The organism is Buttiauxella warmboldiae, assembly GCF_003818135.1.
GTDB lineage: Bacteria > Pseudomonadota > Gammaproteobacteria > Enterobacterales > Enterobacteriaceae > Buttiauxella > Buttiauxella warmboldiae.
In genome coordinates this window covers 98,554-122,423 of the sequence record NZ_RPOH01000010.1, presented here as the reverse complement: position 1 = coordinate 122,423, position 23,870 = coordinate 98,554, and the positions used below count along the sequence as shown (strand labels likewise).

Sequence of the window (23,870 nt, the reverse complement as noted above, 5' to 3'; positions counted from 1 at the left end):
GGACCTCTTTGTTAAGGACATTACGCCATGCAAAATAACCGTATCTGCCAAATTTTGGGCATAGAAAAGGCTGTCATTCAGGGGCCATTATCATGGTTGACCGATGCCCGTTTAGTCGCCGCTGTCAGCAATGCCGGAGGGCTTGGTGTGCTGGGCCCAAACGCAGGATTAACGGCAGAAACCGCAGTTTCTACGCCACATGAAACGGCCGAAAAAATGCGTGAGGAAATTCGTAAAACCAAAGCGCTCACAGAAAAACCTTTTGGCGTCAATCTGATCCCGACACCTGAAAACGACATATGGACTCCGCCAATCTTACAGGTGATCAAAGAAGAAGCGGTGAAAGTTGTGGTTTATACAGGCTATGGCGAAGGTGCGGTGATCCCCGTATTGTTTGACCAACTGAAAGAAGCGGGCATCAAGATTATCTACCGCGATATCAACCCCACCCCTGAAAACACCCGCCTCGCCGAAGTCGCCGGGGCAGATATTATTGTCGCCACCGGTTTTGACGAAGGCGGAACCTTGCCAGGCAAGGCGCTGGGAACATTTTCAATCGTTCCACTGATTGCAGATGCCGTGCAAAATGTCCCGGTACTGGCCGCCGGAGGTATCACAGATAACCGTACCGCCAGAGCAGCTCACGCCCTTGGGGCAAGCGGGGTTTTTGCCGGTTCCATTTTTATCAGTACCGAAGAAAGCCGCGTACCGCAGTCAGTGAAAGACAAAATCATCAATTCTGACGGACTCGATATGCTGCTTTTCCGCACCATGCCTGATTACTATCGTTCATTGCCCGGTAAGCTGGCGGAAAAACTGGTGCAAATGGATAAAGCGGGAGCCAGTAACGAAGAGCTTGGAAAAACCATGGGCGGGTTACGCGGTTTGCGTATAGGGATGCTAGAAGGGAACACCGATGAAGGCTATATATCACTGGGTACCGGCATCGGCAGTATTCGAGAGATTAAAACCGTTGCTCAAGTGGTTGATGCATTAGCAATATGACCGCTTCCCCGTTTACTACGGGGGTTTACTATTCATCATGTCCTGAAGCTGCAGTTTTTATCCGGAGAATGAGTCTGTTCAGGGATATTGAATTTGTTGGCTTCCATACCGCCGCTTCAAGGGTATCGTTCTCTTCACGGTTGATGGACACATTAGAATTTCGGTAACTTCAGCTCCGGCACGGAGCGGACTGCCTGATGCGCCGCGAGGTCTGCTCTGAGCGAAGAAGCTTCAAACGCGCAAATCAAGCTGTTGGACGGTCTCTAAACATCAATGGTATGACTATGCGCAATACCAGCATGCGACCTTACTCCTGATAACGTCAAACCAGCAAAAGTTAAATTGCTAATATTTTGTATTCCAATATAGCGAAATGTAACTCTTTGGTTATATTTAAAAACGACAATACTCCCTAGTCGTAAATGTTATTTAGACCAATGAATTATTACTCGATGTAACTACTCGGATAATCTGAGTAATTTGAGGGATCACATATGAGGAATAGAAATGAGACTTAAATTAATAGTCAAAAGTCTTGCTCTGGCAGGGCTGCTTTCATCCACAGTACTGACTCCATTGTTTGCGCAGGAAGCCCCCAAAGAGGCAACGGCATCAACAAAACAAGCCAATGATGCACTCTATAACCAACTTCCCTTCTCTGATAACACCGATTTTACCAACGCACATAAAGGCTTTATTGCTGCAATTCCCACTGATGTTATAAAAGGTGAGCAGGGGAATGTGGTCTGGGATCCGCAGAAATATGCCTTTATTAAAGAAGGTGATAAATCGCCGGATAGTGTCAACCCCAGCCTGTGGCGTCAGTCTCAATTAATTAACATCAGCGGCCTTTTTGAAGTGACCGAGGGTGTATACCAGATCCGTAATCTCGACTTATCCAATATGACCATTATTGAGGGTAAAGAGGGTATTACTGTTGTTGATCCACTGGTTTCTGCTGAAACAGCAAAAGTCGGCATGGATTTGTACTTCAAAAATCGTGGCAATAAACCTGTGGTCGCGGTGATTTACACCCACAGCCACGTTGACCATTACGGTGGTGTGCGTGGGGTTGTCGACGAAGCTGACGTGAAATCAGGCAAAGTGAAGATTTACGCCCCGGCGGGCTTTATGGATGAAGCCGTGTCCGAGAACATTATGGCGGGGAACGTCATGAGCCGCCGCGCCAGCTACATGTACGGCAACCTGCTGAAGCCTGATGTTAAAGGCCAGGTGGGTGCGGGTCTGGGTACCACGACTTCTGCCGGGACGGTGACATTAATCGCTCCGACGAACTACATCACCAAAACTGGACAGAAAGAGACGATTGACGGCCTGACCTACGATTTCATGATGGCGCCTGGCTCTGAAGCACCGTCCGAAATGCTGTGGTACATCGAAGAGAAAAAACTCATCGAAGCTGCGGAAGATGTCACCCACACCCTGCACAATACCTATTCCCTGCGCGGCGCGAAAATTCGTGACCCGCTGGCATGGTCAAAATATATCAACGATGCTATTAACCGCTGGGGTGACAAAGCCGAAATCATTATGGCTCAGCACCACTGGCCGACGTGGGGTAATGAAAACGTTGTTAATCTGATGAAGGGTCAGCGTGATATGTACCGCTATATCAACGACCAGACCTTACGCCTTGCAAACACCGGCCTGACACGTGATGAAATTGCCGCTAACTTCAAACTTCCTGAAGGCCTGGCGAAAACCTGGGCAAGCCGTGGCTACTACGGTTCGGTGAGTCACGATGTTAAAGCGACCTACGTGCTGTACCTCGGCTGGTTCGATGGCAACCCGGCAACACTCGATGAGCTGCCACCAGAAGAGGCCGCGAAGAAATTCGTCGAATATATGGGCGGTGCCGATAACATCCTGCAAAAAGCGAAAACGGATTACGAACAGGGTAATTATCGATGGGTTGCGCAGGTTGTCAGTAAGGTCGTGTTTGCCGATCCAAACAACGAGGCGGCACGTAATCTGGAAGCTGACGCACTCGAGCAACTGGGATATCAGGCAGAGTCTGGACCATGGCGTAACTTCTACCTGACCGGCGCGCAGGAGTTGCGTAATGGGGTTCAGAAATTGCCAACTCCAAATACCGCAAGCCCGGATACGGTGAAAGCCATGTCACCGGAGATGTTCTTCGATTACCTCGGGGTTCACATCAATGGTGAAAAAGCGGCAAGCGCTAAAGCGGTGTTTAATATCGATCTCGGCAGCGACGGCGGCAAGTACAAACTGGAGCTGGAAAATGGCGTACTGAACCATACCGCAGGTGCTGAAGCGAAAGACGCGGATGCGACTATTACGCTTAATCGTGAAACGCTCAATAAGATCATCCTGAAAGAAGAAACCCTGAAGCAGGCTGAAGATAAAGGCGAAGTGAAAGTCACCGGTAACGGTGCGAAGCTCGATGAGATGCTGGGCTACATGGACAAGTTTGAGTTCTGGTTCAACATCGTTACACCATAAATAATTCCCCTGCGGCGTCACGGCTGCAGGGGATTTACTTCAGGTAATCCTATGCGTCTTTCATACTCGATCTTACCTTCAATATTATGTCTTGTTTCATCTTATGCCTTAGCTGTGCAAGAGCATGCCCCGGATGCGGCGCAGGCAAACAACCCTCTGGCGAATATGACTGCATTTAATATGCAGAACTATTACATCGGGGATGTGAGCGGTACGGATCAGGATGCCAATCAGTTCTGGTTCCGTTATGCGCAGCCTTTTTCATTAGGTGACAGCAAATGGCTGTTGCGTGGTTCATTACCGATTAATACCTATCCGGTTGCGCCTGGCGGTGGTCATAAAACAGGTTTAGGTGATTTGAACTTATTTGCGTCATGGCTTATTGATACCGGCAATCCGGCAGTGAGTTTTGGTTTCGGTCCGCAAATTACGGCGCCGACTGCGACTGAAGATGCTCTGGGAACAGAAAAATGGTCTGCGGGTTTGGTTAACGTGCTCTTCGATGCCAGTTCGCCAAAATTCCAGTACGGTTATCTGGCCTCATGGCAGCATAGCTTTGCCGGAGAAGACAACCGCAGCGAGGTGAATCTGGGTACTTTCCAGCCATTTTTATTCTATCAACTGGGTGGGGGCACTTATCTGCGAGCGGCGCCTATCTGGGTCTATAACTTCCAGAATGATAGCTACAGTGTACCGCTGGGTTTAGGTATTGGGCAGGTTATCAAGCAGGATAAAACCGTCTACAACTTCTTTGTGGAGCCTCAAGGTTCGGTTGCAGACCGCGGTCCGGGGCAGCCTCACTGGCAGATTTTCTTCGGGTTAAACCTTCAGTTCCTGAATTAATCCGTTAGCGGTTAATTCTTTTATACGTACCTGATTGGGTCACTGCCAAATGAATGGCATGCAATTTCCGCTGCTAATAGAAAGTGGTGGTGACCTGCGCTGCCATGTAACTTAGCAACGAACGCTCCCGGCACAGACCTACCCGTCAGATTATAAGTCTGAGCTAGTACGCTTAATTTATGGCTGCGTTAAGCGTATTGGCTCCCAGATTGGGGCTATCACCGGGCTGAAACTTGCGCCTCCTTCACATCTGAATATCACCCGTTGCGCGCCATCATATAGATAAGCCTGTTAACAATTTCATATGCAGTTCTATCCTCTTTTAATGAGCGTTTTAGCGGAATAAAAAAACAGACACCCTGCCCATCTATCATTCTGCCGGATAGTCGCTATCTGCAGCCGCAATCATTGATCTCAACGGCAATGGCTACATTTTATTCAACACGTTACCTGTCACAGTGGAGAATAAAAATGAGAAGTTGTCGTGCTTGCGGCGCACTATCTGTAGCCCTGTTGTGGTGTTTGCCTGCTGCCTCCTACGCCACGGAAAATGGCGGTTCGGTGGTTCCCGTAGGCGTACAATCTATGCTCCCCGGCCTGCTGATGCCCGCGGGAAATTACCTTTACAACTACAACGCCTGGGTCAACGGGTTTAGTGCGCGAGACGAGCACGGCAACGATAACGGCATGGGAATGACGATGGCGACTCAGGCCCATGCCTTTCGCTTGTTACACGTAGCGGACCCGGGCCTGATTGAGGCGGGCAATCTGGCTTTCGAGGCTAACTTTGTTTATACGCGCACCAGCCTGGATATGGACTATATGGATAAATCCACGTCATCGGGTTTAAGCGATATAACCTTTGGCCCCTCGCTCGGGCGCCACTTCGGCGCCTATAACGACATTTTTGCCCTGCTGGTGACCGCGCCAACCGGCGAGTATGACAAGAACCGGCTGGCAAATAACGGCAGAAACTACTGGGGCATCCAGGCTTCATGGGCATGGACGTGGTATCCACGCCGGGATGTTGATATCAGCGGTCTGGCAAAAATTGTGTATAACACCCGCAACGAAGATACCGACTATCAATCCGGTATTGAGACCAATCTTGAGTACTCGGCAAACTACTATTTTGCTCAGGGATTTTTCGTCGGCGTCAGTGGATTCTGGCATAGCCAGATAAGCGATGATAAGCAGCACAATCGTTCAGTCGGTGCCAATGGAAACCGCATTAACGAACTGACGCTGGGGCCACAATTGGGTTGGGGAACACCGCGTTATGGTGCCTATTTTTCCTGGAAGCGCTCGCTGTTAAGTGAAAATACTATGGATATCTCACAGCTTTGGCTCAATACCTTTATCGCCTTCTGAAAACCGCGCGGCCTGTTAGCCGCGCTCAGAACTGCATTTCTGGAACATAGTCCGGTACCCGTAAAGGCCCGGCTGTTTTGGCAATAATTTCCTCAACGCTGACGCCGGGCGCGCGTTCGCGCAGAATAAAACAGCCCCCTTCTATTTCCAGCCACGCCAGATCGGTCAGGACTTTTTGAATGCAGCCCGCGCCGGTAAGCGGCAGCGTGCAGCGCTTTAACAGCTTTGATTCACCGGATTTAGCGGCATGAGTCATGGTAACAATGATATTTTGAGCACCGGCGACCAAATCCATCGCCCCTCCCATCCCTTTCACCAGCTTATCCGGAATCATCCACGAGGCGACGTTACCCTGCACATCAACCTCGAAAGCGCCCAAAACGGTCAGGTCGACATGTCCTCCACGGATCATGGCGAACGACTGTGCCGAGTCGAAAATCGCCGCTCCCGCACAGGCGGTCACCGTCTGCTTGCCCGCATTTATCATATCGGCATCCAGTTGCTCAGGCTCGGGAAACCCGCCCATTCCTAATAACCCATTTTCCGACTGCAGCATCACCGAGATCCCCTGCGGCACATAGTTCGCCACCAGCGTCGGAATACCAATCCCCAGGTTGACGTAATCCCCATCCTGCAATTCGCGCGCCACGCGCTGCGCCATTTGTTCACGAGTCAGCATCGGCAGCTCCTTGTAAAAGCGTCTTTTTTTCAATGCGTTTTTCAAAGTGCCCCTGAATAAGACGGTGCACATAAATCCCCGGCGTATGGATATGCGCAGGATCAAGCTCGCCTGGAGGGACAATCTCCTCAACCTCAGCCACGGTAATGCGTGCCGCCGTCGCCATCAGCGGGTTAAAATTCTGGGCGGTATGACGATAGATAATGTTGCCGTACCAGTCAGCTTTCCAGCCTTTGATAATGGCAAAATCCCCCTGTATTGCTGGTTCGAGAAGGTAATGGCGAGCGCCAAATTGCCGGGTTTCTTTGCCTTCCGCCACCGGCGTGCCGTAGCCTGTGGCGGTATAAAACGCCGGGATCCCCGCCCCTCCCGCCCGCAGTTTTTCAGCCAGCGAGCCCTGGGGTTTCAGCTCAACTTCCAGCTCCCCACTCAGCAGCTGCTTCTCAAACAGCGCGTTTTCGCCCACATAAGAAGCGATCATTTTACGGATCTGCCGGTTTTCCAGCAGTAACCCAAGCCCAAAACCGTCAATGCCGCAGTTGTTGGAGACCACGGTCAGGTTGCGTACCTGGCGACGGCGAATTTCCGCAATCAGATTTTCAGGGATGCCACACAGTCCAAACCCGCCAGCAAGAACCGTCATGCCGTCCCTTAGCCCTTCAAGGGCCATGGCATAACTGGCAACACGCTTATCCAGCCCGGCCATGGCTAAGCCTCCTCAACGATGGCGACAGCGCGGATAAAACCTGCGGAAGCCCGGCGTATTTTGTAAGGGAAGCAGCTGATCCAGAATCCATAATCGGGCAGCAGTTCAAGGTTACTGAGCTTTTCCATTTGGCCATAGGCGATATCGCGGCCCGCTTTGTGTCCTTCCCAGATAAGCGATGCGTCACCGCTTTCGCGAAAACGCTCCCGCGTAAAACTAAATGGCGCATCCCAGCTCCAGGCGTCCGTTCCCACGACTCTCACCCCCTGGTCAAGCAGCCAGAGTGTCGCCTCGCGCCCGATGCCGCATCCGCGCTGAAGATAATCTTGCTGGCCGTAGCGCGCCCCGGCTGCGGTGTTGATTAACACAATATCCAGCGGAGCCAGGGTATAGCCTATTCGTAGCAGCGCATTTTGCAGGTCAGCCGGCTGAAGGATTTGACCATCTGGCACAGCGCGAAAATCAAGCTTCACCCCGGGCCGCATACACCACTCAAGGGGCAATTCATCAATGCCAAAAGCGGGTTCGCCACCGTTGGTTGTCGAACTGTAGTGCCAGGGGGCATCCATATGCGTACCGTTATGCGGTGTGACCTGTAGCCGCTCGGAAGCCCAGGCTTCCTGACCCGGCATCTGGTGTTTTTCAAGCCCCGGAAACATCGCCGCCATTTCCGGCCAGCCCTGTTGGTGATCGGTGTATTCGATTTTGGGCAGCAGCGGCGGCGGGTCGGTCCAGGGGTTATTGTCCAGCGTAACGGAGAGATCGATAAGACGACGGCCTTGCAAAAGATTCATCAGCTACTCCTCAAATTTATCTGACTTAACGACCTGCTGTTCGATAGCGCCAAACAGAGGTAGCCCCTGCCGCGTGCAGGCTTCCATTCGAACCCATTCTCCTGGCTGTAAAAAAGGAGTGCGGGGTTCACCGTGGGCCAGCATTTCCAGCGCGCGCATTTCGGCAATGCAGCTGGCCCCGGCGGCTGTATCGGCACCGGCCACCGTACCGGAACCCACCAGCGTTCCGCTACGCAGGCGACGGGTCATCGCGGCATGAGCGATCAGCTCGCCAAAGTGGAAGTACATCTCGCCCCCCTCCTGGCGCCCGACGCGCACGCCGTTACGCTCAATATTCAGCGGTAAATGCACGCGCCCTGCCCGCCAGGCGTCGCCCAGCTCATCAGGCGTCACCGCCACCGGGGCAAAAGAGGAAGAGGGCTTGGCCTGAATAAACCCAAAGCCGGTTTTCATTTCCCGTGGCGCGAATGCGCGCAGGCTAATATCGTTAAGCTGCAAAATAAGCCGGATATGCGCCAGCGCCTGCTGCGCGCCGCACCCTTGTGGCACATCATCAACCAGCACGGCAAATTCACCTTCAAAATCGAGGCCGTCGGCAGCATTACGCCAGGGAATATCGTCATGGGGAGCCAAAAAGTCGTCACCGCTCCCCTGATACATCAACGGAGTACGCTCGGCACCCTCAATAGGGGGTAAATTAAACGCCTGTTGCATGCGCTCGCCATGACGCAGAAAAGCGGAACCATCGAGCCACTGCCATGCCCGGGGCAGCGGCGCTAAGAGTTTTCTGGCATCAAAAGGCTGTACCGCAGGCCAGCGGTTATCATTCAGCGCCTGGTACCTCTCGTTTAACTCGGGGCTGACGCTATCCCAGTTTTCAATCGCCTGTTGCAGCGTGCCCACGATGTCGTCAGCATCAGCAATGTGCTGTAAATTCCGGGAGACCACAACCAGCAGGCCATCCCGCTCGCCATTATTTCGCGTTGCCAGTTTCATACTTGTCACTCTCTGTCAGCATCAGCCATCCCCGGGCGTCGATATAGCCGTTGAGTTCCGTCAGGCGTTGCCCCAGGCAGGCGCCCTGAATGCATAAGCCGCTGTCCGGCTCAAAAATGGCACCGTGGGCAAAGCACACCAGCTTTTCGCCAGCAGGATCCATAAACGCATCTCGCCGCCAGTTCATTGGGGTTCCAAGATGCGGGCAAACGTTGCGCCACAGAAAGATCTCCCCTCTGTAGCGCAGCGCAATCACTGTCGCCTGCCCGCTGTTATCTGGGTCAAAACCACGCGCCTGCCCTTCCCGTAAGCTGTCAGCAAGGCATAACGGAATGGATTGACTCATTTATGCGCGTGCATCGTCAGGGCCTGGCGCCCATTTTTCACGCGGGGCTAGCAGGAAGTACTGCGAGTTATCCGCGCCGGGCATGGCTTCACGGGGTTGCCAGTCGTTATCGTGGAGATCCATGTCGGCGTCATACTCAATGTGGCAGCCGAATGGGCTGTTGAAATACCAGAACCAGTTTGATCCCAGCCGGTGGCGGCCCGGCCCCCAGAAACTTTGATAGCCTTTCTGGACAAAGCGCGACCCCGCCATCATCAGCTCGGTCGGGCCGCCAAGATGGAAGGTAAAATGTTCAATCCCCGTCATAAAAGCTGGCGCCTGAATCAGGAATAGCGTGTGATGGTCGAGGGTGCCAGCCGGGCGTAAAAATGGCCCCACGTGGGTAAAACGGTCGGTACAGATAAACCCTAACCGGCTATAAAATGCCTCTGCCCGGGCGGAGTCAGGAACAAAATAGACCACGTGGGATAAAGAGCGCGGTTGCGCATTCATCTCTTCACTGGCGCCGGTATGGTTTATCGCCCGACGTTCTTCATCCCCGGGGGCATTAACCTTTTCGGCGGCAAGCGCGATGGTTTTGCGTTGCGTGACGCGAAACCCAAGGGCAAATCCCATATCATCAAAGCAGCGTAATACGCCGTCATCATCAAAACTGACATCACGGTCTTTACGCAGTTCTGCGGCAATAGCTTCAAGCGTTGCTTCATCCGCCACGCCGTAGACCGTTTCGCGTAGCTGGCTGCCGCTTTCAAGCGCGGCAGGCAACGACGGATCGTTGCGTTCCCGCAGGACAATTCCCGTGCCGTCCAGCGCCGAATAATAATGTTCTTTACCTTCCAGCAAGCCGTAGTCCAGTAAAAAACGGCGGCAACCTTCTACATCATCAACGCCAAACACCAGATAATCCGGGCCAATAATCTTCATTATTTACTCCTGAGTTGATCGTTTGGAGCCAGTTGCCCCCCGAGGATCTCTGCGACCCAATCGGCAATGTAATGACCCGCATTAATGGAGTTATCAAAACTTGAGTGCTGAACGCCGCCTTCCCTTTGGGTGAAAATTTTCAGCTCACGCCGCGGGCTGTTTACCAGCTGTTCATAGGTTCTGTGCGCCCATTTCAGCGGAATTTGCGCATCCTTTTCCCCATGAGTCACAAGGAATGGCACCGTGATGCGGTCCAGGATGCCGTCGAGATGTACGTTTTGCGCAATACGCATAAAGTCGTCTATATCTTCCCCTCCCCAGACCCAGCGCACATGTTCCCAGTAATGCGGCACCGGGAAGCTGCCCTCTTTGTCCCGGCGGCGCTGCTGGACATCTCGCCAGTCATGGTTAGCTCCCCAGACCACGCCGCAGGCAAAACGCGGCTCGAACGCCACCGCCCGGGGGCAGTAATATCCACCTAATGAAACGCCTTCCATACCGATACGCTGCGGATCGACTTCCGGGTGCTGCTCCAGCCAATCAACGATACGTGAAGCCCAGTGCTCGCTGTCATAACGCGCTTTCATCGCGTGCAAACGCAGTGCTTCCCCCGTGCCGGGCTGATCGACAATCAGCGATGAGACGCCACGCTTTGCCAGCCACTGCGGCAGGCCGATGAGGTATTTAAGCTCTTTTGTTGAGTCCAGCCCATTCACCTGCACCAGCAAAGGGGCACGGGCAGCCGCGCCCTGCGCGCGAACGTACAACGCTGAGAGCAACTTGCCTTCATAGGGGATTTCAACGCGTTCACAATTGGCTGCGCTGTACCGGCAGCCAAGTGAAAACACCTCAAGAAAACGCTGGTATAACGCCTCGCGACCCGCTGCGCCATGCGCCTGAAGACGTTCGCAGGTGAGGTAGTAATTAGCAGCCCTCAGATACTTTTCACCGGCAGAAAAAAGATGCCCTCGCGTTTCATCTTCCTGCGCCAGCGCACAAAGTTTATCGGCCATTTTCGACCAGCTTTCCCGAAAGGCGCGGGTGCCCTGCCCATCGGAAGCTTCAGAAGCCGCCAGTAAAGGGGCGCACATTTCCTCAATTTCACCGAGGCGCGCGCCCATTTCAATGGACAAGTCCACCGAAAGATTCCAGACGTAATTATTAGGGAAATAGCGAAACATATTTTTATCCTTTAACGGTCAGTCGCCTGCATCAGAAACGACGCCAGACAGGTCGTTCTGTACCACAGCCACTCTCACATAAGGAGAAAGCAGCGACTAATCACGTGTCAGGATGCCAGGTATCGGGGAAGATGATAGCTGGCAGGCCCGCAAGCCGGGGCATGGGGAAATCAGAGGGCGCCGACGATAATTTTTTCTTTCAGCCAGCTAAAAATCGGGTCGCTATTTAAGCTACGATGCCAGCCGATAAATTCGCGCATGACGGGTAAGTCCACCGGAACAGGGTAAATACGCAGCGGCAGCAGCATGGCGTACTGTGCGGCAAGTCTGCGGTGCATCGTGGCGATTCGGCAGGTCCCCAGCAGCAGCAGCGGTAAAGAGTGATAGCTGTGCGCCACCACTTCCAGGCGACGGCTTAGCCCGGCCTCGGAAAACAGATTTTGCTCAAGTCCGGGGTACCTTTCACGGCCAAAAACAACCGCAACGTGCCCGAGGCGTTTCCAGTCCTCGATGGTCAGGGTATGCCCTATTTCAGGATTTTCGTCCCATACCACGCAGACAAACTGCTCTTCAAACAGCAGTTCGGCAGGCTGATCGGCCACCATAAATCGCTCCGGGGCGATCATAATATCCAGCTCCCCGCGGTTAAGCATGCCGGAGGCCTGATGGTCAGGGGCAAAGAACTCAAAGGTGATATGCGGGGCATGCTGATGCACCCCGCGTAGTACATCTTTAAGCATGACGTTTATCACATAATCGGAAGCCATAATGCGAAAGTGGCGCTTGCTGGTCGCGGGCTCATCCATCGGGCGACGGGCGATAGAGGTCTGAATTTTGAACAGGATCTCACGAACGGGATCCTGTAGCTCTCTGGCTAACGGGGTTGGCATCATTTTCCTGCCCACCTGGGTCAGGAGATCGTCATCAAAATAGTTGCGCAAGCGGTTGAGCACCCCGCTGGTTGCGGACTGGGTCATATGCAACCGCCCTGCGGCACGGGTAATATTTTGCTCGTCCAGTAAAACATCAAGTGCGACTAATAAATTAAGATCGAGGTGCTGATAACGCATTTTTGGCAGCCCTGGTGATAATCATGCCCCTATCCTAGATCGATAAATTAACATTCACGCAACCTTTAATTCACCACTGAGCAACCAATATCTTTTTTTGCGATAACGATCATCTTACTTCGTGATTAGTTTCGCTGAACAAACCTCTCTACGCTCACTGCTACTTGTGCACTTAAAAGAGAAAAAAGCATGGCCAGCAGAAAAGTACTTATTGTGGGGGGTGGGATTGGTGGATTGTGCTCCGCTATCGCGCTCAGGCGAGCCGGTATTGAGGTGGATCTGGTAGAGATCCAGGCAAGCTGGCGGGTGTACGGCGTCGGCATTATTCAACAAAACAACGTAGTACGCGAAATGCAGCGTCTTGGCGTGCTGGAGCGCTACCTGGATGCCGCCTGGCCATTTGACAGTGTTTCCATTCACACGCCTGATGGAAAACAGCTCGCTAAATTCCCGGGCCAGCGCCTTGCGGGTGAAAAATTCCCCGCGAATGTGGGCATTTCGCGTCTGGCGTTACATCAGGTTCTGTGCGACACGGCCAAAGAGCTGGGGGCACAGATTAGCACCGGGAAAACCGTCGTCTCGCTTACGCAGGATGAAACCAGCGTACAGGTCACGCTTAGCGACGGCACATGCGGCGAATACGATCTGCTTATCGGCGCGGATGGTATTTACTCAAAGATGCGCCAGTTTATCTATGGTGACCGCTACCAGCCGCGCTTCACCGGACAAGGCGTCTGGCGCTATAACTTCCCCAGACTGCCGCTGGTCGACCATCTGATGTGCTTTGTGGATCAGGACTTTAATTGTGGTCTGGTTCCGCTGGCAGAAAATCTGATGTATCTGTTCGTCACTTCCAGCGAGCCTGGTAATCCCCATATTGCTCATCATCAACTGGCGCAGCAAATGCAGCAGCGCATGCCAAACCGCGAGGGGCTGATTGGGGAATTACGCGCGCAAATCACCCATAACGACGAGGTGGTTTATAAACCGCTGGAAGAGTTATTTGTCGACGCCCCCTGGTATGACAACCGGGTGGTGTTGATTGGCGATGCGGTACACGCCACCACGCCCCACCTGGGCCAGGGCGCGGGCATGGCGATTGAAGATGCCTTAGTGCTGGCGGAAGAGTTGCAGCACGGTGAACAGGTGACGCAGGCGCTGGAGCGATTTTATCTGCGCCGCCGCGATCGCTGCCACAGGATCTGGCAAGATTCGCTGCGCGTGGGTGAAAGCGAGATCCATCCGGATCCTCAATTTGACCGTCAGGCCGTGATACGTGACATGATAGCTTTCACCGCTCAACCCGTTTAGTGAATTAACCTCCGGCCAACGCCGCCTGGCCGATGGTTATCTCCCTGCTGTGGCGGGCCTCGCCACAGCCCCCTGAGTGAAGGCTTTTCTGTCACCAGCGTTAAAATATTCTGTGAAACGCATCGCATCAAATAGCTTTCCCCTGCGCGCGTTGGTTAGCGGAAACAGCCGGAAAATGTGACGCTGTTCAACGTAACTGCGCCAGGTTAAGCTGCCCCAGTAACCAGTCTTTAAATATATCCAGCGCAACATGTTTGTGCTGATGCCGTGGAAAGACCAGGTAATGGCCGATGTAATGAATTTCCCTGGTGGTCTCTTTTAACGGGCAAACCAGCTTGCCGCAGGCCAGTTCGCGTTCCGCCAGCAGTTTTGATTCCAGCACCACGCCAAGCCCATCGACTGCCGCAGCAATCGCCATGAAGCTACGATCAAAACGCAGCCCGTAGTTTTTCGGGGGTGTTAAATCATTGGCCTCAAACCAGCCCTTCCATTGATACAGCTGCACATCACATTGAATAAGCATCTGTTGATAAAGATCTTCAGGCTTGCGGATGTTCTCAGCCAGGGCCGGGGAACACAGCGGCGTTAACTCTTCGACAGCTAAAGGTATTTTTTCATAAGGCGAATGGCGCGGTTCGCCATACACAATGTCGAGATCGTAATCATCCTGTTCAAAGTGCGCATATTCCGTACTCGCTGAAAGGCGTAAATCAATCTGTGGATGGGTCTTAATGAAGTTGCCCAGCCGCGGTAATAGCCACTGATGCGCAAAACTCGGTGCCGTATGTAACCGCAGTGGGCGGGATTCATCGGCCGTCACCAGCGCGAGCCCGCGCTGCATCTCCTCAAAGCCACGCTGGATATGCTCCAGTAAAATCAGCCCTTCTTTGGTTAAGACAATTTCGCGCGTGCTGCGCTGAAACAGACGCGTCTCAAGTATCTCCTCTAATTTACGAATGGCATGGCTAATCGCGCTGGGTGACAAATCCAGCTCCCTGGCAGCCGCCGCAAATGCGCCGGTTCGCCCTGCGGCTTCAAATGCACGCAGCAGTGTTAAAGGTGCTCTTTTCAACAATGACATTAGTGAATCCTGTTCAACAGTTGTTGTGAGAAATGCTTTTGTCGCTCATCACTTTCACTGCCTAACTTATATGGAACCGGCAGAAAACGGCATCTCCTGAATAACGATAGCCAGTAACCAACGTTGCTCATATCTATTGAGATGAATGATACGAACGAATATGGCATCACCCGCTATGGCGAAACAACATTTCGTGATGACCTCTGCCATCTTTTTTAACCTGAGAGGAACAGAGCAATGAGTCTATGTACACAGCCAGAGTGGGCTGTTGAAAAGGAGCAGGCAAAGCTGGCGCACCACGCTTACCGTATTCGTCGCTTTGCGTTACGTATGGGGGAAGTCCAGGGTCAGGGCTATATCGGGCAGGCTCTGGGTCTGGCCGATATGCTGGCCGTTGCCTGGTGCTATGCGCTGCGCTATCGCCCGGGATCACCGGAATGGGAAGGCCGCGATCGTTTTTTGCTCTCGCACGGCCATTACGCTATCGCACTCTATGCAGCGCTGATTGAGGCCGGGATTATCCCCGAAAGCGAGCTGGAAACTTATGGTGCGGATGACAGCCGTTTGCCGATGTCGGGTATGGCAACCTACACCCCTGCCATGGAGATTTCCGGCGGTTCACTCGGCCAGGGGCTTGCCATTGCGGTTGGCATGGCGCTGGCATTGCGCCACAAGAATAACGATGCCTTTGTCTACAACTCCATGTCGGATGGTGAGCTTGATGAAGGCTCAACCTGGGAGGCCGCAATGGGGGCGGCGCATCATCAGCTGGGCAACCTGATTACGCTTGTGGATATCAACCAGCAGCAGGCGGACGGCCCTGCGCAAAAAATCCTTGGCTTCGAACCCTTAGCTGACAAATGGCAGGCTTTTGGCTGGCATGTACAGCGGGTGGATGGCAACGACATCGCAGCGGTGAAAAATGCCTTTGACCTGGCCCGCACGCTGGCTGAACCCAAACCACGCGTGATCCTGCTTGATACCTTAATGGGGAAAGGCGTTCCGTTCCTGGAAGCGCGTGAAAAAAACCATTTTATTCGCGTTGAGCCCGACGAATGGCAGCAGGCCATCAGGATTCTGGATAGCTATCAGGAGGAAGGGAAATGAGCCAGACCGTTGATAAAAAACCACGTTTAACCACATCAGCGATGATTGCTTCCATTGCTGCTGAAGGGCAGAAAACTCTCCCGGCCCCCTTTGGCCATGCTCTGGTTAATGCCGCACGGCATCAGCCTCAGATTATGGGATTAACCGCCGACTTATCCAAATACACGGATCTGCATATTTTTTCCCAGGCCTTCCCCGATCGTTTCTTTCAGATGGGTATGGCAGAGCAATTATTAATGGCGGCAGCAGGCGGTATGGCAAAAGAAGGGATGGTTCCTTTCGCCACAACTTATGCGGTCTTCGCCACGCGTCGCGCCTACGACTTTATTCATCAGGTGATTGCGGAAGAAAATCTCAACGTCAAAATTTGCGCAGCATTGCCCGGCCTCACCACGGGTTACGGGCCGAGTCACCAGGCCACGGAGGATCTGGCTTTGATGCGCAGCATCCCGAATATGACGGTTGTCGATCCTTGCGATGCGCTGGATACCGAACAAGCCGTGGCCGCCATCGCCGCGCATCATGGTCCGGTGTATATGCGTTTACTGCGCGGCAAAGTGCCGCTGGTGCTGGATGAATATGATTATCAGTTTGAGCTGGGTAAAGCCAAACTGCTGCAGGACGGCGCTGATGTACTGCTGATATCCAGCGGCATTATGACCATGCGTGCGCTGGAGACGGCCAAAGAACTCGCAAAAGAGAATATTCATGCCGCAGTGTTGCACGTCGCGACCATCAAACCCCTTGATTACGCCACCATTATTGAAGAGTGCCGGCAAGCCGGACGTCTGGTGGTGGTAGTGGAAAATCACAGCGTGATTGGCGGGTTGGGAGAAGCAGTAGCCACCTCGCTGATGCATGCGCAGGTCATGCCAGCTTTTCGACATATTGGGTTGCCCGACGAGTTTCTTGCCGCAGGCGCCCTGCCCACTTTGCACGATCGTTATGGCATCTCCACGCTGGCGATGGTTAACGCCATCAAACACTGGCTGGGATAACCGGAGAAATTATATGAATGTTATTTTTGTCGGTCTCGGTGCGATTGGTTTACCGATGGCAGTTCAGATTCATCAAGCGGGACACCGGGTTTTAGGTGTTGATATCGCACAGGCCTCACGGCAGCGGGCGCTGCAACAGGGTATTGAAGCGGTCGAGCAGTTCTCGCAAACCGTGGCTGCCGAGGTAGTTATTGTTATGGTTGCCACGCCCAATCAGCTGGAGACGTTAGTCAGTGAAGCATTACCACAGGTTTCAGGGCAGTATTGGGTGATTATGTCCACGGTAGGTCCTGAAGCGGTAAAACTTGCCCACACCCGTTTGCAGCAGGCAGGCGCCACGGTCATTGATGCGCCAGTGACCGGCGGGACCGCTCGGGCCAGCACCGGAGAGCTGGTTATTTTTGCCGCCGGCGATGCGCAGGCTATCAGCCACGTTGAATCGGTACTGAACGCGATGGGAACCATCAGCGTCATCAGTAACCAGGTTGGCGCAGGCCAAAGTATTAAAGTGATTAATCAGCATCTGTGTTCCGTGCATATTGTGGCGGCAGCCGAAGCCTTAAATCTTGCGGCCACACTGGGGCTCGATCCGGCCCAGGTACTGCCATTGATTAAAGCCGGTGCCGCCGGCTCCTGGATGCTCTCAGACCGTGGGCCACGTATGCTACAGGCAACCGATGTTGAGGTTTCCAGCGCCATCAATATTTTTGTGAAAGACAGCGGGTTGGTCTCAGAAGCTGCGGCCGCACACCACGCAGAGGTACCGCTCTTACAGGTCGCACATGCTCGTTTTCTTGCTGCAGCACAAGCGGGGTTAGGCCTGCGTGATGACAGCAGGGTGATAGAAACCTGGCAACAATAATCACGCTTAAACTTGTGCAACCCAAAAACATAACAACGGGGTAAGACATGACTACGCCTTCTGTACCGACAAATGCTGGAAATAATCCGGTGAAAGTTTCGATTGCCTCGATGATCGGCTCCGCCGTCGAAAGCTATGATTTTTTTATTTACGGCACCGCCGCTGCCGCCTGGTTTGGCAAGATCTTTTTTCATACGGAAGAACCGATTATCGGTATCCTTGCCGCCTTCGCCACCCTGGCGGTTGGCTTTCTTATGCGCCCTTTTGGCGGGTATCTGGCCGGCCACTTTGGCGATCGCTATGGACGCAAAGCGGTACTGTTTTGGTCGCTGATCGCGATGGGGGCCGCAACCGTATTAATTGGCGCGTTGCCCACATTTGAACAAGCGGGCGTATGGGCACCCATCATGCTGATACTTTTACGCATGATCCAGGGAATTGGCTTTGGTGCTGAATGGGGCGGCGCGGTGTTAATGGCGTTTGAGCATGCGCCAAAACATAAGCGTGGCTTGTACGGCGCAATACCGCAGCTGGGGATCCCGCTTGGATTATTGTTGGCTAACGGTGCGTTTCTCCTGTCGGATGCCCTGTTTGAAGGCAACTGGGTATGGAGAGTGCCATTTCTGCTCTCCTTTATCATGGTGGCTATCGGAATCTTCATTCGAATGAGCGTTGCGGAGTCGCCTGAGTTTGAAAAAGCCAAACAACAAAACCAAATTGTTAAGCAACCGGCTCTCGAGGTGATTCGTAGCGACTGGCGCATGATACTCAGAATTATGGGGCTACGTCTGGCAGAAACGGGAGGCTACTATATCACCACCAGCTTTATGCTTTCTTACGTGGTTCTTGCCGAAATAACGGACACTCGCCATGTGCTGTGGGGCACGCTGGTGGGGTCAGCCATCGGCTTAGGAAGCCACCTGATTTATGGCGCGCTGAGTGATAAATTTGGCCGCCGTAATATCTTCCTGATGGGCGCCATCTTTACTATTTTGTTCGGCATTCCGCTGTTTATGCTGATTAACACCGGCGCCGTGATGATGGTGATTGTTGCGGTAAGCCTCTCTTTACTCTTCAGCCATGATCCTATCTTCGCCGTTGAGGCAAGCTGGTTCTCTGAGCAATTTCCCGCCCACCTTCGTTCCTCGGGTATTTCGTTGGGTTATAACGGCGCTTCAGTCCTGGCGGGGTTGCTTCCCTTTATCGCAACGGGAATGTATGGGGTGATTGGCTGGATTGGCCCGGCGCTTTTGTTCTCGGCGTTAGGGGTCATTTCAACATGGTGCGCGATTCGCACCCCTGAAACAGCCCCTGCGCTATCCCGTCACTCAAGGCGGCTTCCGAATGATGTTGCTAAAGGAACCCTTCTCTGAGGTTTGAAACACCACACATTCATCACAGGAAAGCTATTCTCGCCGCTAACCCGCATGAAACTTAACGGCAAAACCTTGCTTGCGCCAGTGTTCCAGCTGCTCTTGCTGGCGCAAAGTTAACGCCTTACCTGTCCATATAAAGATATGCTGGCCGGGAAATAACTCCGGACGAGGTAAGTCCAGAGGATCGGCCAGCACCACAGGACGCCAGCCCTGTTGTGAAAGGCGCCACGCTTCCAGCCACAGGCGGGCTCTGTCATCGCTTTCCCAGCCAATCAGTAAAGTCTCTTTCTCTTCATTGCCCTGCGGCGTGTTGCGTGCAATCACCAGGCACTGGACAGCATAGTCAATCAGCAAACCATCAAGCAGGCTTATCATTGCCAGCGAGGTATTTTTATCCAGGCTAAGGCACTGACGTACCGGGATAAAAATATCATCAATCAGGGTATCAACCGGGATCTCACGCCCTAAAGAGGCAATTTTTGCGCGCAGTTTAGCCGGTTGTACAAGACGCAGAACGGTCATCACCTCCTCTTGCTGCGAGCGCCAGGGTTCATTGCCATCCGTTGCCAGCTGGCTCGCTTCCAGCAATGCTTTGACTTTACCTACGGACACTCCGCTTTTTATCAGGCGCTTAATCTCTTCGATACGCAGGATATCTTCGTCATCAAACTGTCGATGCCCGCCCTCGCTGCGCTGAGGTTTGAGTAATCCGTAGCGACGCTGCCATGCCCGTAACGTAACGGGGTTAATTGCGCATCGTTCGGCAACTTCACCGATACTGTATAAAGTCATTCATTGCCCGTAGTCAGTTTTAAACATCCATCCCGAAACTAACGACTCCGCGCAGGTTGTACAACTTATTTTTTCATATTGTACAACCTGGATCAGAGATCGCCTCTCCTTTCAGGCCAGGCCACGGGGGCAATGCCGCTGAGCTGGGCGCGGGCAAATAAGTTGCCCTGAAACTGCGTGATTCCGGCGGACTCCAGCCACATCCACTCCTCGGCCTTTTCCACTCCCACCGCTGAAATGGAGATGTGCAGCGAGGCACAACATTTGATAATGGCCTGGATAATAGCCTGTCGCGGGCCGCTTTTGTGAACGTCTTTAATCAGCTCACGGTTGATTTTAATGCTGTCCGGCTGAAATTGAGTCAGCAACAACAGCCCACCAAAACCGGCGCCAAAGTGGTCTATCGCCACGCTAATCCCCGCCGCCTTCAGTTGCCTGATGGCCCCGGTAAATTCATCTATGCGTGAAATAACCTCGCTTTCCGTAAACTCTACGGTGACCTGTTCCGGTACCAGGCCATGGCTTTCAATTTCTCTGAGCAAAATATCAACCGCATCAGGGATGATGACCAACGTCATGGGGAACAGATTTACCGAAACAGATCGTTCGCCGAGTCCGAGCGCGCTTGCCATCGCAAAGGCCACTTTTTTGCTATTGAGGTCCGCCTCATAAAGCGCGTTACCGGTTAAGCCCGCAAAATAGGCCGCGGTTGAATCCCCGCCCGGAGTGCGCAACAACGCCTCGGTAGACAAAATTTTCTGCGCAAAGGGGTCAACCATCGGCTGGAATGCGAAACAACAATCGGGGGCGTTATCAGGAACAGCCGCAGCGCTCTGAGTCCCCTTGCCATCGGCAATAAAGACCCAGGAATCCGCGGGCGGAATTTCAAAATAGTTTTCTTTTTCCGTTGCTTCAACAAAGGTACGCAAAAACTTTAACGCGCGATCGTTATAAATGAGCCGGTACTTGCTTGTCCCTTTGTCGAGCACGGCCTGCAGCACCTCGTTTCCGCTATATTCTCTTAAATCAAAGAGTTCCATTCCTGTCTTGCCAAAGCGCCGCGCGGGAGCATAGTCACAGAGCAGTTCAACAATGTTGTAGTGGCGCTTATCCTGGCAAATATGCTGGTACAGCGTCTCAACACTCTCTTGCGGACCTTCAATCAGCTGAAAAAAGTGCGTGCCGTTAAACAGCAGAATTCCCGTGACGTCGGCCTGGTTATTTTTAACTTTTGCATCTGCCACCATGGCCGTAACCGACTGAAACGGTACGTTATGACAAATATGGCTGCGGTAAATGATGGTTGTGAGCATGCTGGTTCCACCAGAGGGCTATGTAAGCATATACAGTAGCAGATGAGTAACCAAACCCCACCTTTCAAGGCGATTAAAATTAATAAGTTATTAACAATAAATGCATACCTATACACCTGTACAAACAACTTTGTGGCCATGCGTAAGGTAACAAAAGCAAAACCTGTACAATAAATTTCACTAACTCGCTCAGGATCAATGAATAAGTAACTGAAATTAAATGAATAGCATTTATTGTTTAAGATTTAAGATAATTCTGTTCATTTTTGTATGTACAAGTTTTTAATCATTGTATAACTTTATTTGTACATTTACTGATGACTGCATGTTTACAGGAGTGACTGATGCGACAGAACAACTATGTTCCCGATACAGCCAATGCCATCACACGCTATTTTTCCAGAGCTGTTCTGCCTTCACAGCAGGAGACGCTGGGGCAAATTGTGGTTGAAATCCTGAGCGATGGACGCAGCCTGAACCGCAAAGCCATCTGCACCAAATTGCTGCGTCGGGTAGAGGAAGCCTCCGATGCGGAAGAAGAGCGCCATTACCATACTTTAATTGGCCTGCTTTTTGACCGTTAAGCTCCACGGTTCAGTGAGCACAATTGACTACTTATTAAAAAATATTGGCGGGAGTATTCTTTCAGGCTCTACAGGAAAGCCTGACAACCTTCAGTCACCTCCAACACGAGAGGGCTGAATTAATGCCACGTTTCGATGATGAAACATACTGGCAAGCAGAGACGCAGTTATGAACCGAAGTAAAAAAGAGCAATTAATCGATCAACTGATTGGAGAAGCAGTTTTATCAATCCTTTACGATAACGGGGCCATCAGCACCCGGTCCCTGATTGAAAGACTGCAAATAATGGAAGCCACAGAAAGCGCAGCGCAGCGGCGAGAGGTTATCGCAGACGTGATTGCAGATATTCGTAATCAGCGGTTGGGCATCTCGCGCCGTAATTTGACTGCTGCGCAAAAGGGATGGAACAGGGAGAGTCGGACTGAGCAAGATAATAATGTTTATCCGTTATTCGACGCTAGCCTTGCGCGCGGCAGCAGTAAAAAGCACTGACTGCCTCAATTAACCCATAACCCAATAATGGTGAGAGTAAATGACCCAGATAACGCTTCATAAATCAGAAATTTATGCCACTCTGCCAAACACTGCACTGACCGCATATTTTCGTAACGCTGGCGATATGCTGGCTGATGAGGCCGTATTACTCGGAGCAGTAATACGCAGCATTCTTGCGACTGACGGACATGTTACTAATAAAGCCATTATTCAGCGGTTGATTGAGGCCATTGAATCCACGACTGATGTCGTCACCATAGACATCGTTCGTAAGACGCTTGAAATTGTCGTTGACCATACCACGGATGATATTTAACGCAGCCCTGGGGTATAACGTTAATTTATTAGCTTGAGCGTTGAGATAGCGCGCCGTATAGAAACGGGGCGCTAGTTTATTTTATCTGTGTGTTAAATATCCATTAAATATCCACACCAAATACCTCCCCCCTGAAGCAACTCAGTGGTGAGCTCGCATCTCTTCAATCGCCAAATCCTCACATCACTGACCGACCAGCGCTCTGCAAGTGTTGCAATAACAGGCTGAATTACTGAATATCACTTAAAGTTCGCAGCGTTGAGCAATTCTTCTATACATAGCCAGCTCTTTGCTGCCATCCATAGCTGTCCGAGATTAAAAGGTTTAACTAATGGTGAACCCTGGTAATTTTGATCTTCAATCATTACGGCTTTTTCTTCTGGCGGCTGAGTCTGGCAGCCTGACTAAAGCCGCCAGCCAGTTCAACATCACCTTATCTGCCGCCAGTAAGCGCATTGCAGAGCTGGAAAAGAACTTTGACTGCCGCCTGTTTATTCGCCAACCTCGCGGCCTGCAACTCACCGCCGCAGGCCAGGGCATGGTCCGGCATGCTCGCAAAGTTCTCGATAACGTCAATCAGATGGCAAGCGAGGTTAGCGATTATTCAACCGGGGTTTTAGGGCATATTCGGGTTGCGGCTAACGTTTCTGCGGTGATCCAGTTCCTGCCGCAAGACCTGGCGAATTTTCATCGTCAATATCCCAGATTGCGTATTCTGTTAGAGGAAGCGTTAAGCGAAAATATTGTTGAACAGGTTGATTCAGGTAGCGTGGATATTGGTATCTTCGCTGACAATGTAGCCGCGTCAGGCATCCGCACCTTTCCTTATCGACAGGATCGGTTAGTGCTTCTGGTGCCTGCGAGGCATCCACTCGCCACCCTCCCCTCAATCAGTTTTGCTGAAACCCTGGGCTATGACTATGTTGGCCTCAATCAGGGAAGCTCTCTTCTGCGGCGGATATCGGATGCCGCTATTAGCGCGGGCAAAATTCTCAAAGTCACGATGCAAGTCACCAGCTTTGATGCCCTGTGCCGCATGATTCAAGCCGAGCTAGGTATAGGTATTTTACCCTCCGGCGCCATCAGCCATACGCTGCATGGGCAGAAATTGGTGGCTATCCCCCTGACCGATCCCTGGGCCCAGAGAACGCTTAAAATCGGCATCAATGCCGTCAACCCTCTTCAGCCAGAAGCGGAAAAACTGCTTAATTTTTTGCGTCCCGTCAAATAAA

General features: G+C 52.3%; 24 protein-coding genes. 13 read left to right on the top strand and 11 right to left on the bottom strand.

Going from position 1 to position 23,870, the window contains the following annotated elements; genetic code table 11:
* The first annotated feature begins 27 nt into the window (after positions 1-27).
* The 4 genes from EHN07_RS03525 (at position 28) to EHN07_RS03510 (ending at position 5,706) form a co-directional block, all read left to right on the top strand.
* Positions 28-1,005, top strand: coding sequence for an NAD(P)H-dependent flavin oxidoreductase (locus tag EHN07_RS03525; RefSeq protein ID WP_124022821.1), 978 nt, complete (start codon positions 28-30; stop codon positions 1,003-1,005).
* A 507-nt stretch (positions 1,006-1,512) separates the two neighbouring features.
* On the top strand, positions 1,513-3,492 hold the full coding sequence (locus tag EHN07_RS03520; protein ID WP_120064164.1) for an alkyl/aryl-sulfatase: 1,980 nt from the start codon (positions 1,513-1,515) through the stop codon (positions 3,490-3,492).
* A 114-nt stretch (positions 3,493-3,606) separates the two neighbouring features.
* Positions 3,607-4,335, top strand: a complete 729-nt coding sequence (locus EHN07_RS03515) for a hypothetical protein (RefSeq protein ID WP_244202341.1) — start codon at positions 3,607-3,609, stop codon at positions 4,333-4,335.
* A 471-nt stretch (positions 4,336-4,806) separates the two neighbouring features.
* Entirely contained in the window at positions 4,807-5,706 is a 900-nt protein-coding gene (locus EHN07_RS03510; RefSeq protein WP_167467270.1) for a SphA family protein, read from the top strand.
* A 25-nt stretch (positions 5,707-5,731) separates the two neighbouring features.
* Here the strand turns inward: EHN07_RS03510 and EHN07_RS03505 are convergent, their stop codons facing one another.
* The 8 genes from EHN07_RS03505 to EHN07_RS03470 all read right to left on the bottom strand — a co-directional run bounded on the left by EHN07_RS03505 (position 5,732) and on the right by EHN07_RS03470 (position 12,402).
* Complete coding sequence (locus EHN07_RS03505) at positions 5,732-6,385, bottom strand: CoA transferase subunit B (protein WP_124022818.1); 654 nt, start codon at positions 6,383-6,385, stop codon at positions 5,732-5,734.
* Complete coding sequence (locus tag EHN07_RS03500; protein WP_124022817.1) at positions 6,372-7,091, bottom strand: CoA transferase subunit A; 720 nt, start codon at positions 7,089-7,091, stop codon at positions 6,372-6,374. Before EHN07_RS03500 ends, EHN07_RS03505 begins: the two co-directional genes overlap by 14 nt.
* Before the next feature lie 2 nt (positions 7,092-7,093).
* Entirely contained in the window at positions 7,094-7,885 is a 792-nt protein-coding gene (locus EHN07_RS03495; RefSeq protein WP_244202340.1) for a cyclase family protein, read from the bottom strand.
* Positions 7,886-7,888: 3 nt separating this feature from the next.
* Positions 7,889-8,881 (bottom strand): fumarylacetoacetate hydrolase family protein, encoded by a 993-nt coding sequence (locus tag EHN07_RS03490; RefSeq protein WP_124022815.1) that lies wholly within the window; start codon positions 8,879-8,881, stop codon positions 7,889-7,891.
* Positions 8,859-9,227 (bottom strand): Rieske (2Fe-2S) protein, encoded by a 369-nt coding sequence (locus tag EHN07_RS03485; RefSeq protein WP_124022814.1) that lies wholly within the window; start codon positions 9,225-9,227, stop codon positions 8,859-8,861. Before EHN07_RS03485 ends, EHN07_RS03490 begins: the two co-directional genes overlap by 23 nt.
* Positions 9,228-10,151, bottom strand: a complete 924-nt coding sequence (locus EHN07_RS03480; RefSeq protein ID WP_124022813.1) for a VOC family protein — start codon at positions 10,149-10,151, stop codon at positions 9,228-9,230.
* Positions 10,151-11,332: an alpha/beta hydrolase family protein gene (locus EHN07_RS03475; RefSeq protein ID WP_124022812.1), complete on the bottom strand. Its 1,182-nt coding sequence runs from the start codon at positions 11,330-11,332 to the stop codon at positions 10,151-10,153. Before EHN07_RS03475 ends, EHN07_RS03480 begins: the two co-directional genes overlap by 1 nt.
* A 170-nt stretch (positions 11,333-11,502) precedes the next feature.
* Entirely contained in the window at positions 11,503-12,402 is a 900-nt protein-coding gene (locus EHN07_RS03470) for a LysR family transcriptional regulator (RefSeq protein WP_124022811.1), read from the bottom strand.
* Positions 12,403-12,591: 189 nt separating this feature from the next.
* Here EHN07_RS03470 and EHN07_RS03465 point away from each other — a divergent pair, with 189 nt between their 5' ends.
* Positions 12,592-13,713: an FAD-dependent oxidoreductase gene (locus EHN07_RS03465; protein WP_124022810.1), complete on the top strand. Its 1,122-nt coding sequence runs from the start codon at positions 12,592-12,594 to the stop codon at positions 13,711-13,713.
* A 187-nt stretch (positions 13,714-13,900) separates the two neighbouring features.
* On the opposite strand, the gene EHN07_RS03460 is transcribed toward EHN07_RS03465, so the two are convergent.
* Entirely contained in the window at positions 13,901-14,794 is an 894-nt protein-coding gene (locus tag EHN07_RS03460; protein WP_124022809.1) for a LysR substrate-binding domain-containing protein, read from the bottom strand.
* A 237-nt stretch (positions 14,795-15,031) separates the two neighbouring features.
* Between EHN07_RS03460 and EHN07_RS03455 the strand changes: the two genes are divergently transcribed.
* Genes EHN07_RS03455 through EHN07_RS03440 form a run of 4 tightly spaced genes read left to right on the top strand, consistent with a single transcriptional unit; the run spans position 15,032 to position 19,134 of the window.
* Entirely contained in the window at positions 15,032-15,901 is an 870-nt protein-coding gene (locus EHN07_RS03455; RefSeq protein WP_124022808.1) for a transketolase, read from the top strand.
* The gene (locus tag EHN07_RS03450) at positions 15,898-16,899 is read left to right on the top strand and encodes a transketolase family protein (RefSeq protein ID WP_124022807.1); all 1,002 of its coding nucleotides are present in this window, start codon (positions 15,898-15,900) and stop codon (positions 16,897-16,899) included. Before EHN07_RS03455 ends, EHN07_RS03450 begins: the two co-directional genes overlap by 4 nt.
* A gap of 13 nt (positions 16,900-16,912) precedes the next feature.
* Positions 16,913-17,761, top strand: coding sequence for an NAD(P)-dependent oxidoreductase (locus EHN07_RS03445; RefSeq protein WP_208646969.1), 849 nt, complete (start codon positions 16,913-16,915; stop codon positions 17,759-17,761).
* Between the two features lie 47 nt (positions 17,762-17,808).
* Positions 17,809-19,134 carry an MFS transporter gene (locus tag EHN07_RS03440; RefSeq protein WP_124022805.1) on the top strand — a complete coding sequence of 442 codons (1,326 nt, stop codon included), beginning with the start codon at positions 17,809-17,811 and terminating at the stop codon, positions 19,132-19,134.
* A 45-nt stretch (positions 19,135-19,179) separates the two neighbouring features.
* Here EHN07_RS03440 and EHN07_RS03435 read toward each other — a convergent pair whose 3' ends face one another.
* Positions 19,180-19,929, bottom strand: a complete 750-nt coding sequence (locus EHN07_RS03435) for a MerR family transcriptional regulator (protein WP_124022804.1) — start codon at positions 19,927-19,929, stop codon at positions 19,180-19,182.
* Positions 19,930-20,021: 92 nt separating this feature from the next.
* The gene (locus EHN07_RS03430; RefSeq protein ID WP_124022803.1) at positions 20,022-21,242 is read right to left on the bottom strand and encodes a diguanylate phosphodiesterase; all 1,221 of its coding nucleotides are present in this window, start codon (positions 21,240-21,242) and stop codon (positions 20,022-20,024) included.
* 344 nt (positions 21,243-21,586) lie between these two features.
* On the opposite strand from EHN07_RS03430, the gene ycgZ reads away from it, so the two are divergent.
* The 4 genes from ycgZ (at position 21,587) to EHN07_RS03410 (ending at position 23,869) form a co-directional block, all read left to right on the top strand.
* Positions 21,587-21,826, top strand: a complete 240-nt coding sequence (ycgZ, locus tag EHN07_RS03425; protein ID WP_124022802.1) for a regulatory protein YcgZ — start codon at positions 21,587-21,589, stop codon at positions 21,824-21,826.
* Between the two features lie 169 nt (positions 21,827-21,995).
* Positions 21,996-22,319, top strand: coding sequence for a hypothetical protein (locus tag EHN07_RS03420; protein ID WP_124022801.1), 324 nt, complete (start codon positions 21,996-21,998; stop codon positions 22,317-22,319).
* 40 nt (positions 22,320-22,359) lie between these two features.
* Positions 22,360-22,638, top strand: a complete 279-nt coding sequence (locus tag EHN07_RS03415; protein WP_124022800.1) for a biofilm development regulator YmgB/AriR family protein — start codon at positions 22,360-22,362, stop codon at positions 22,636-22,638.
* A gap of 331 nt (positions 22,639-22,969) precedes the next feature.
* On the top strand, positions 22,970-23,869 hold the full coding sequence (locus tag EHN07_RS03410; protein ID WP_124022799.1) for a LysR family transcriptional regulator: 900 nt from the start codon (positions 22,970-22,972) through the stop codon (positions 23,867-23,869).
* Position 23,870: the final 1 nt, after the last annotated feature.

Excerpts from the sequence above, each read along its gene's own strand:
- EHN07_RS03525 (WP_124022821.1), top strand. The coding sequence starts at position 28 with ATGCAAAATAACCGTATCTGCCAAATTTTGGGCATAGAAAAGGCTGTC.
- EHN07_RS03520 (WP_120064164.1), top strand. The coding sequence starts at position 1,513 with ATGAGACTTAAATTAATAGTCAAAAGTCTTGCTCTGGCAGGGCTGCTT.
- EHN07_RS03510 (WP_167467270.1), top strand. The coding sequence starts at position 4,807 with ATGAGAAGTTGTCGTGCTTGCGGCGCACTATCTGTAGCCCTGTTGTGG.
- EHN07_RS03505 (WP_124022818.1), bottom strand. The coding sequence starts at position 6,385 with ATGCTGACTCGTGAACAAATGGCGCAGCGCGTGGCGCGCGAATTGCAG.
- EHN07_RS03500 (WP_124022817.1), bottom strand. The coding sequence starts at position 7,091 with ATGGCCGGGCTGGATAAGCGTGTTGCCAGTTATGCCATGGCCCTTGAA.
- EHN07_RS03495 (WP_244202340.1), bottom strand. The coding sequence starts at position 7,885 with ATGAATCTTTTGCAAGGCCGTCGTCTTATCGATCTCTCCGTTACGCTG.
- EHN07_RS03490 (WP_124022815.1), bottom strand. The coding sequence starts at position 8,881 with ATGAAACTGGCAACGCGAAATAATGGCGAGCGGGATGGCCTGCTGGTT.
- EHN07_RS03485 (WP_124022814.1), bottom strand. The coding sequence starts at position 9,227 with ATGAGTCAATCCATTCCGTTATGCCTTGCTGACAGCTTACGGGAAGGG.
- EHN07_RS03480 (WP_124022813.1), bottom strand. The coding sequence starts at position 10,151 with ATGAAGATTATTGGCCCGGATTATCTGGTGTTTGGCGTTGATGATGTA.
- EHN07_RS03475 (WP_124022812.1), bottom strand. The coding sequence starts at position 11,332 with ATGTTTCGCTATTTCCCTAATAATTACGTCTGGAATCTTTCGGTGGAC.
- EHN07_RS03470 (WP_124022811.1), bottom strand. The coding sequence starts at position 12,402 with ATGCGTTATCAGCACCTCGATCTTAATTTATTAGTCGCACTTGATGTT.
- EHN07_RS03465 (WP_124022810.1), top strand. The coding sequence starts at position 12,592 with ATGGCCAGCAGAAAAGTACTTATTGTGGGGGGTGGGATTGGTGGATTG.
- EHN07_RS03460 (WP_124022809.1), bottom strand. The coding sequence starts at position 14,794 with ATGTCATTGTTGAAAAGAGCACCTTTAACACTGCTGCGTGCATTTGAA.
- EHN07_RS03455 (WP_124022808.1), top strand. The coding sequence starts at position 15,032 with ATGAGTCTATGTACACAGCCAGAGTGGGCTGTTGAAAAGGAGCAGGCA.
- EHN07_RS03450 (WP_124022807.1), top strand. The coding sequence starts at position 15,898 with ATGAGCCAGACCGTTGATAAAAAACCACGTTTAACCACATCAGCGATG.
- EHN07_RS03445 (WP_208646969.1), top strand. The coding sequence starts at position 16,913 with ATGAATGTTATTTTTGTCGGTCTCGGTGCGATTGGTTTACCGATGGCA.
- EHN07_RS03440 (WP_124022805.1), top strand. The coding sequence starts at position 17,809 with ATGACTACGCCTTCTGTACCGACAAATGCTGGAAATAATCCGGTGAAA.
- EHN07_RS03435 (WP_124022804.1), bottom strand. The coding sequence starts at position 19,929 with ATGACTTTATACAGTATCGGTGAAGTTGCCGAACGATGCGCAATTAAC.
- EHN07_RS03430 (WP_124022803.1), bottom strand. The coding sequence starts at position 21,242 with ATGCTCACAACCATCATTTACCGCAGCCATATTTGTCATAACGTACCG.
- ycgZ (WP_124022802.1), top strand. The coding sequence starts at position 21,587 with ATGCGACAGAACAACTATGTTCCCGATACAGCCAATGCCATCACACGC.
- EHN07_RS03420 (WP_124022801.1), top strand. The coding sequence starts at position 21,996 with ATGAACCGAAGTAAAAAAGAGCAATTAATCGATCAACTGATTGGAGAA.
- EHN07_RS03415 (WP_124022800.1), top strand. The coding sequence starts at position 22,360 with ATGACCCAGATAACGCTTCATAAATCAGAAATTTATGCCACTCTGCCA.
- EHN07_RS03410 (WP_124022799.1), top strand. The coding sequence starts at position 22,970 with ATGGTGAACCCTGGTAATTTTGATCTTCAATCATTACGGCTTTTTCTT.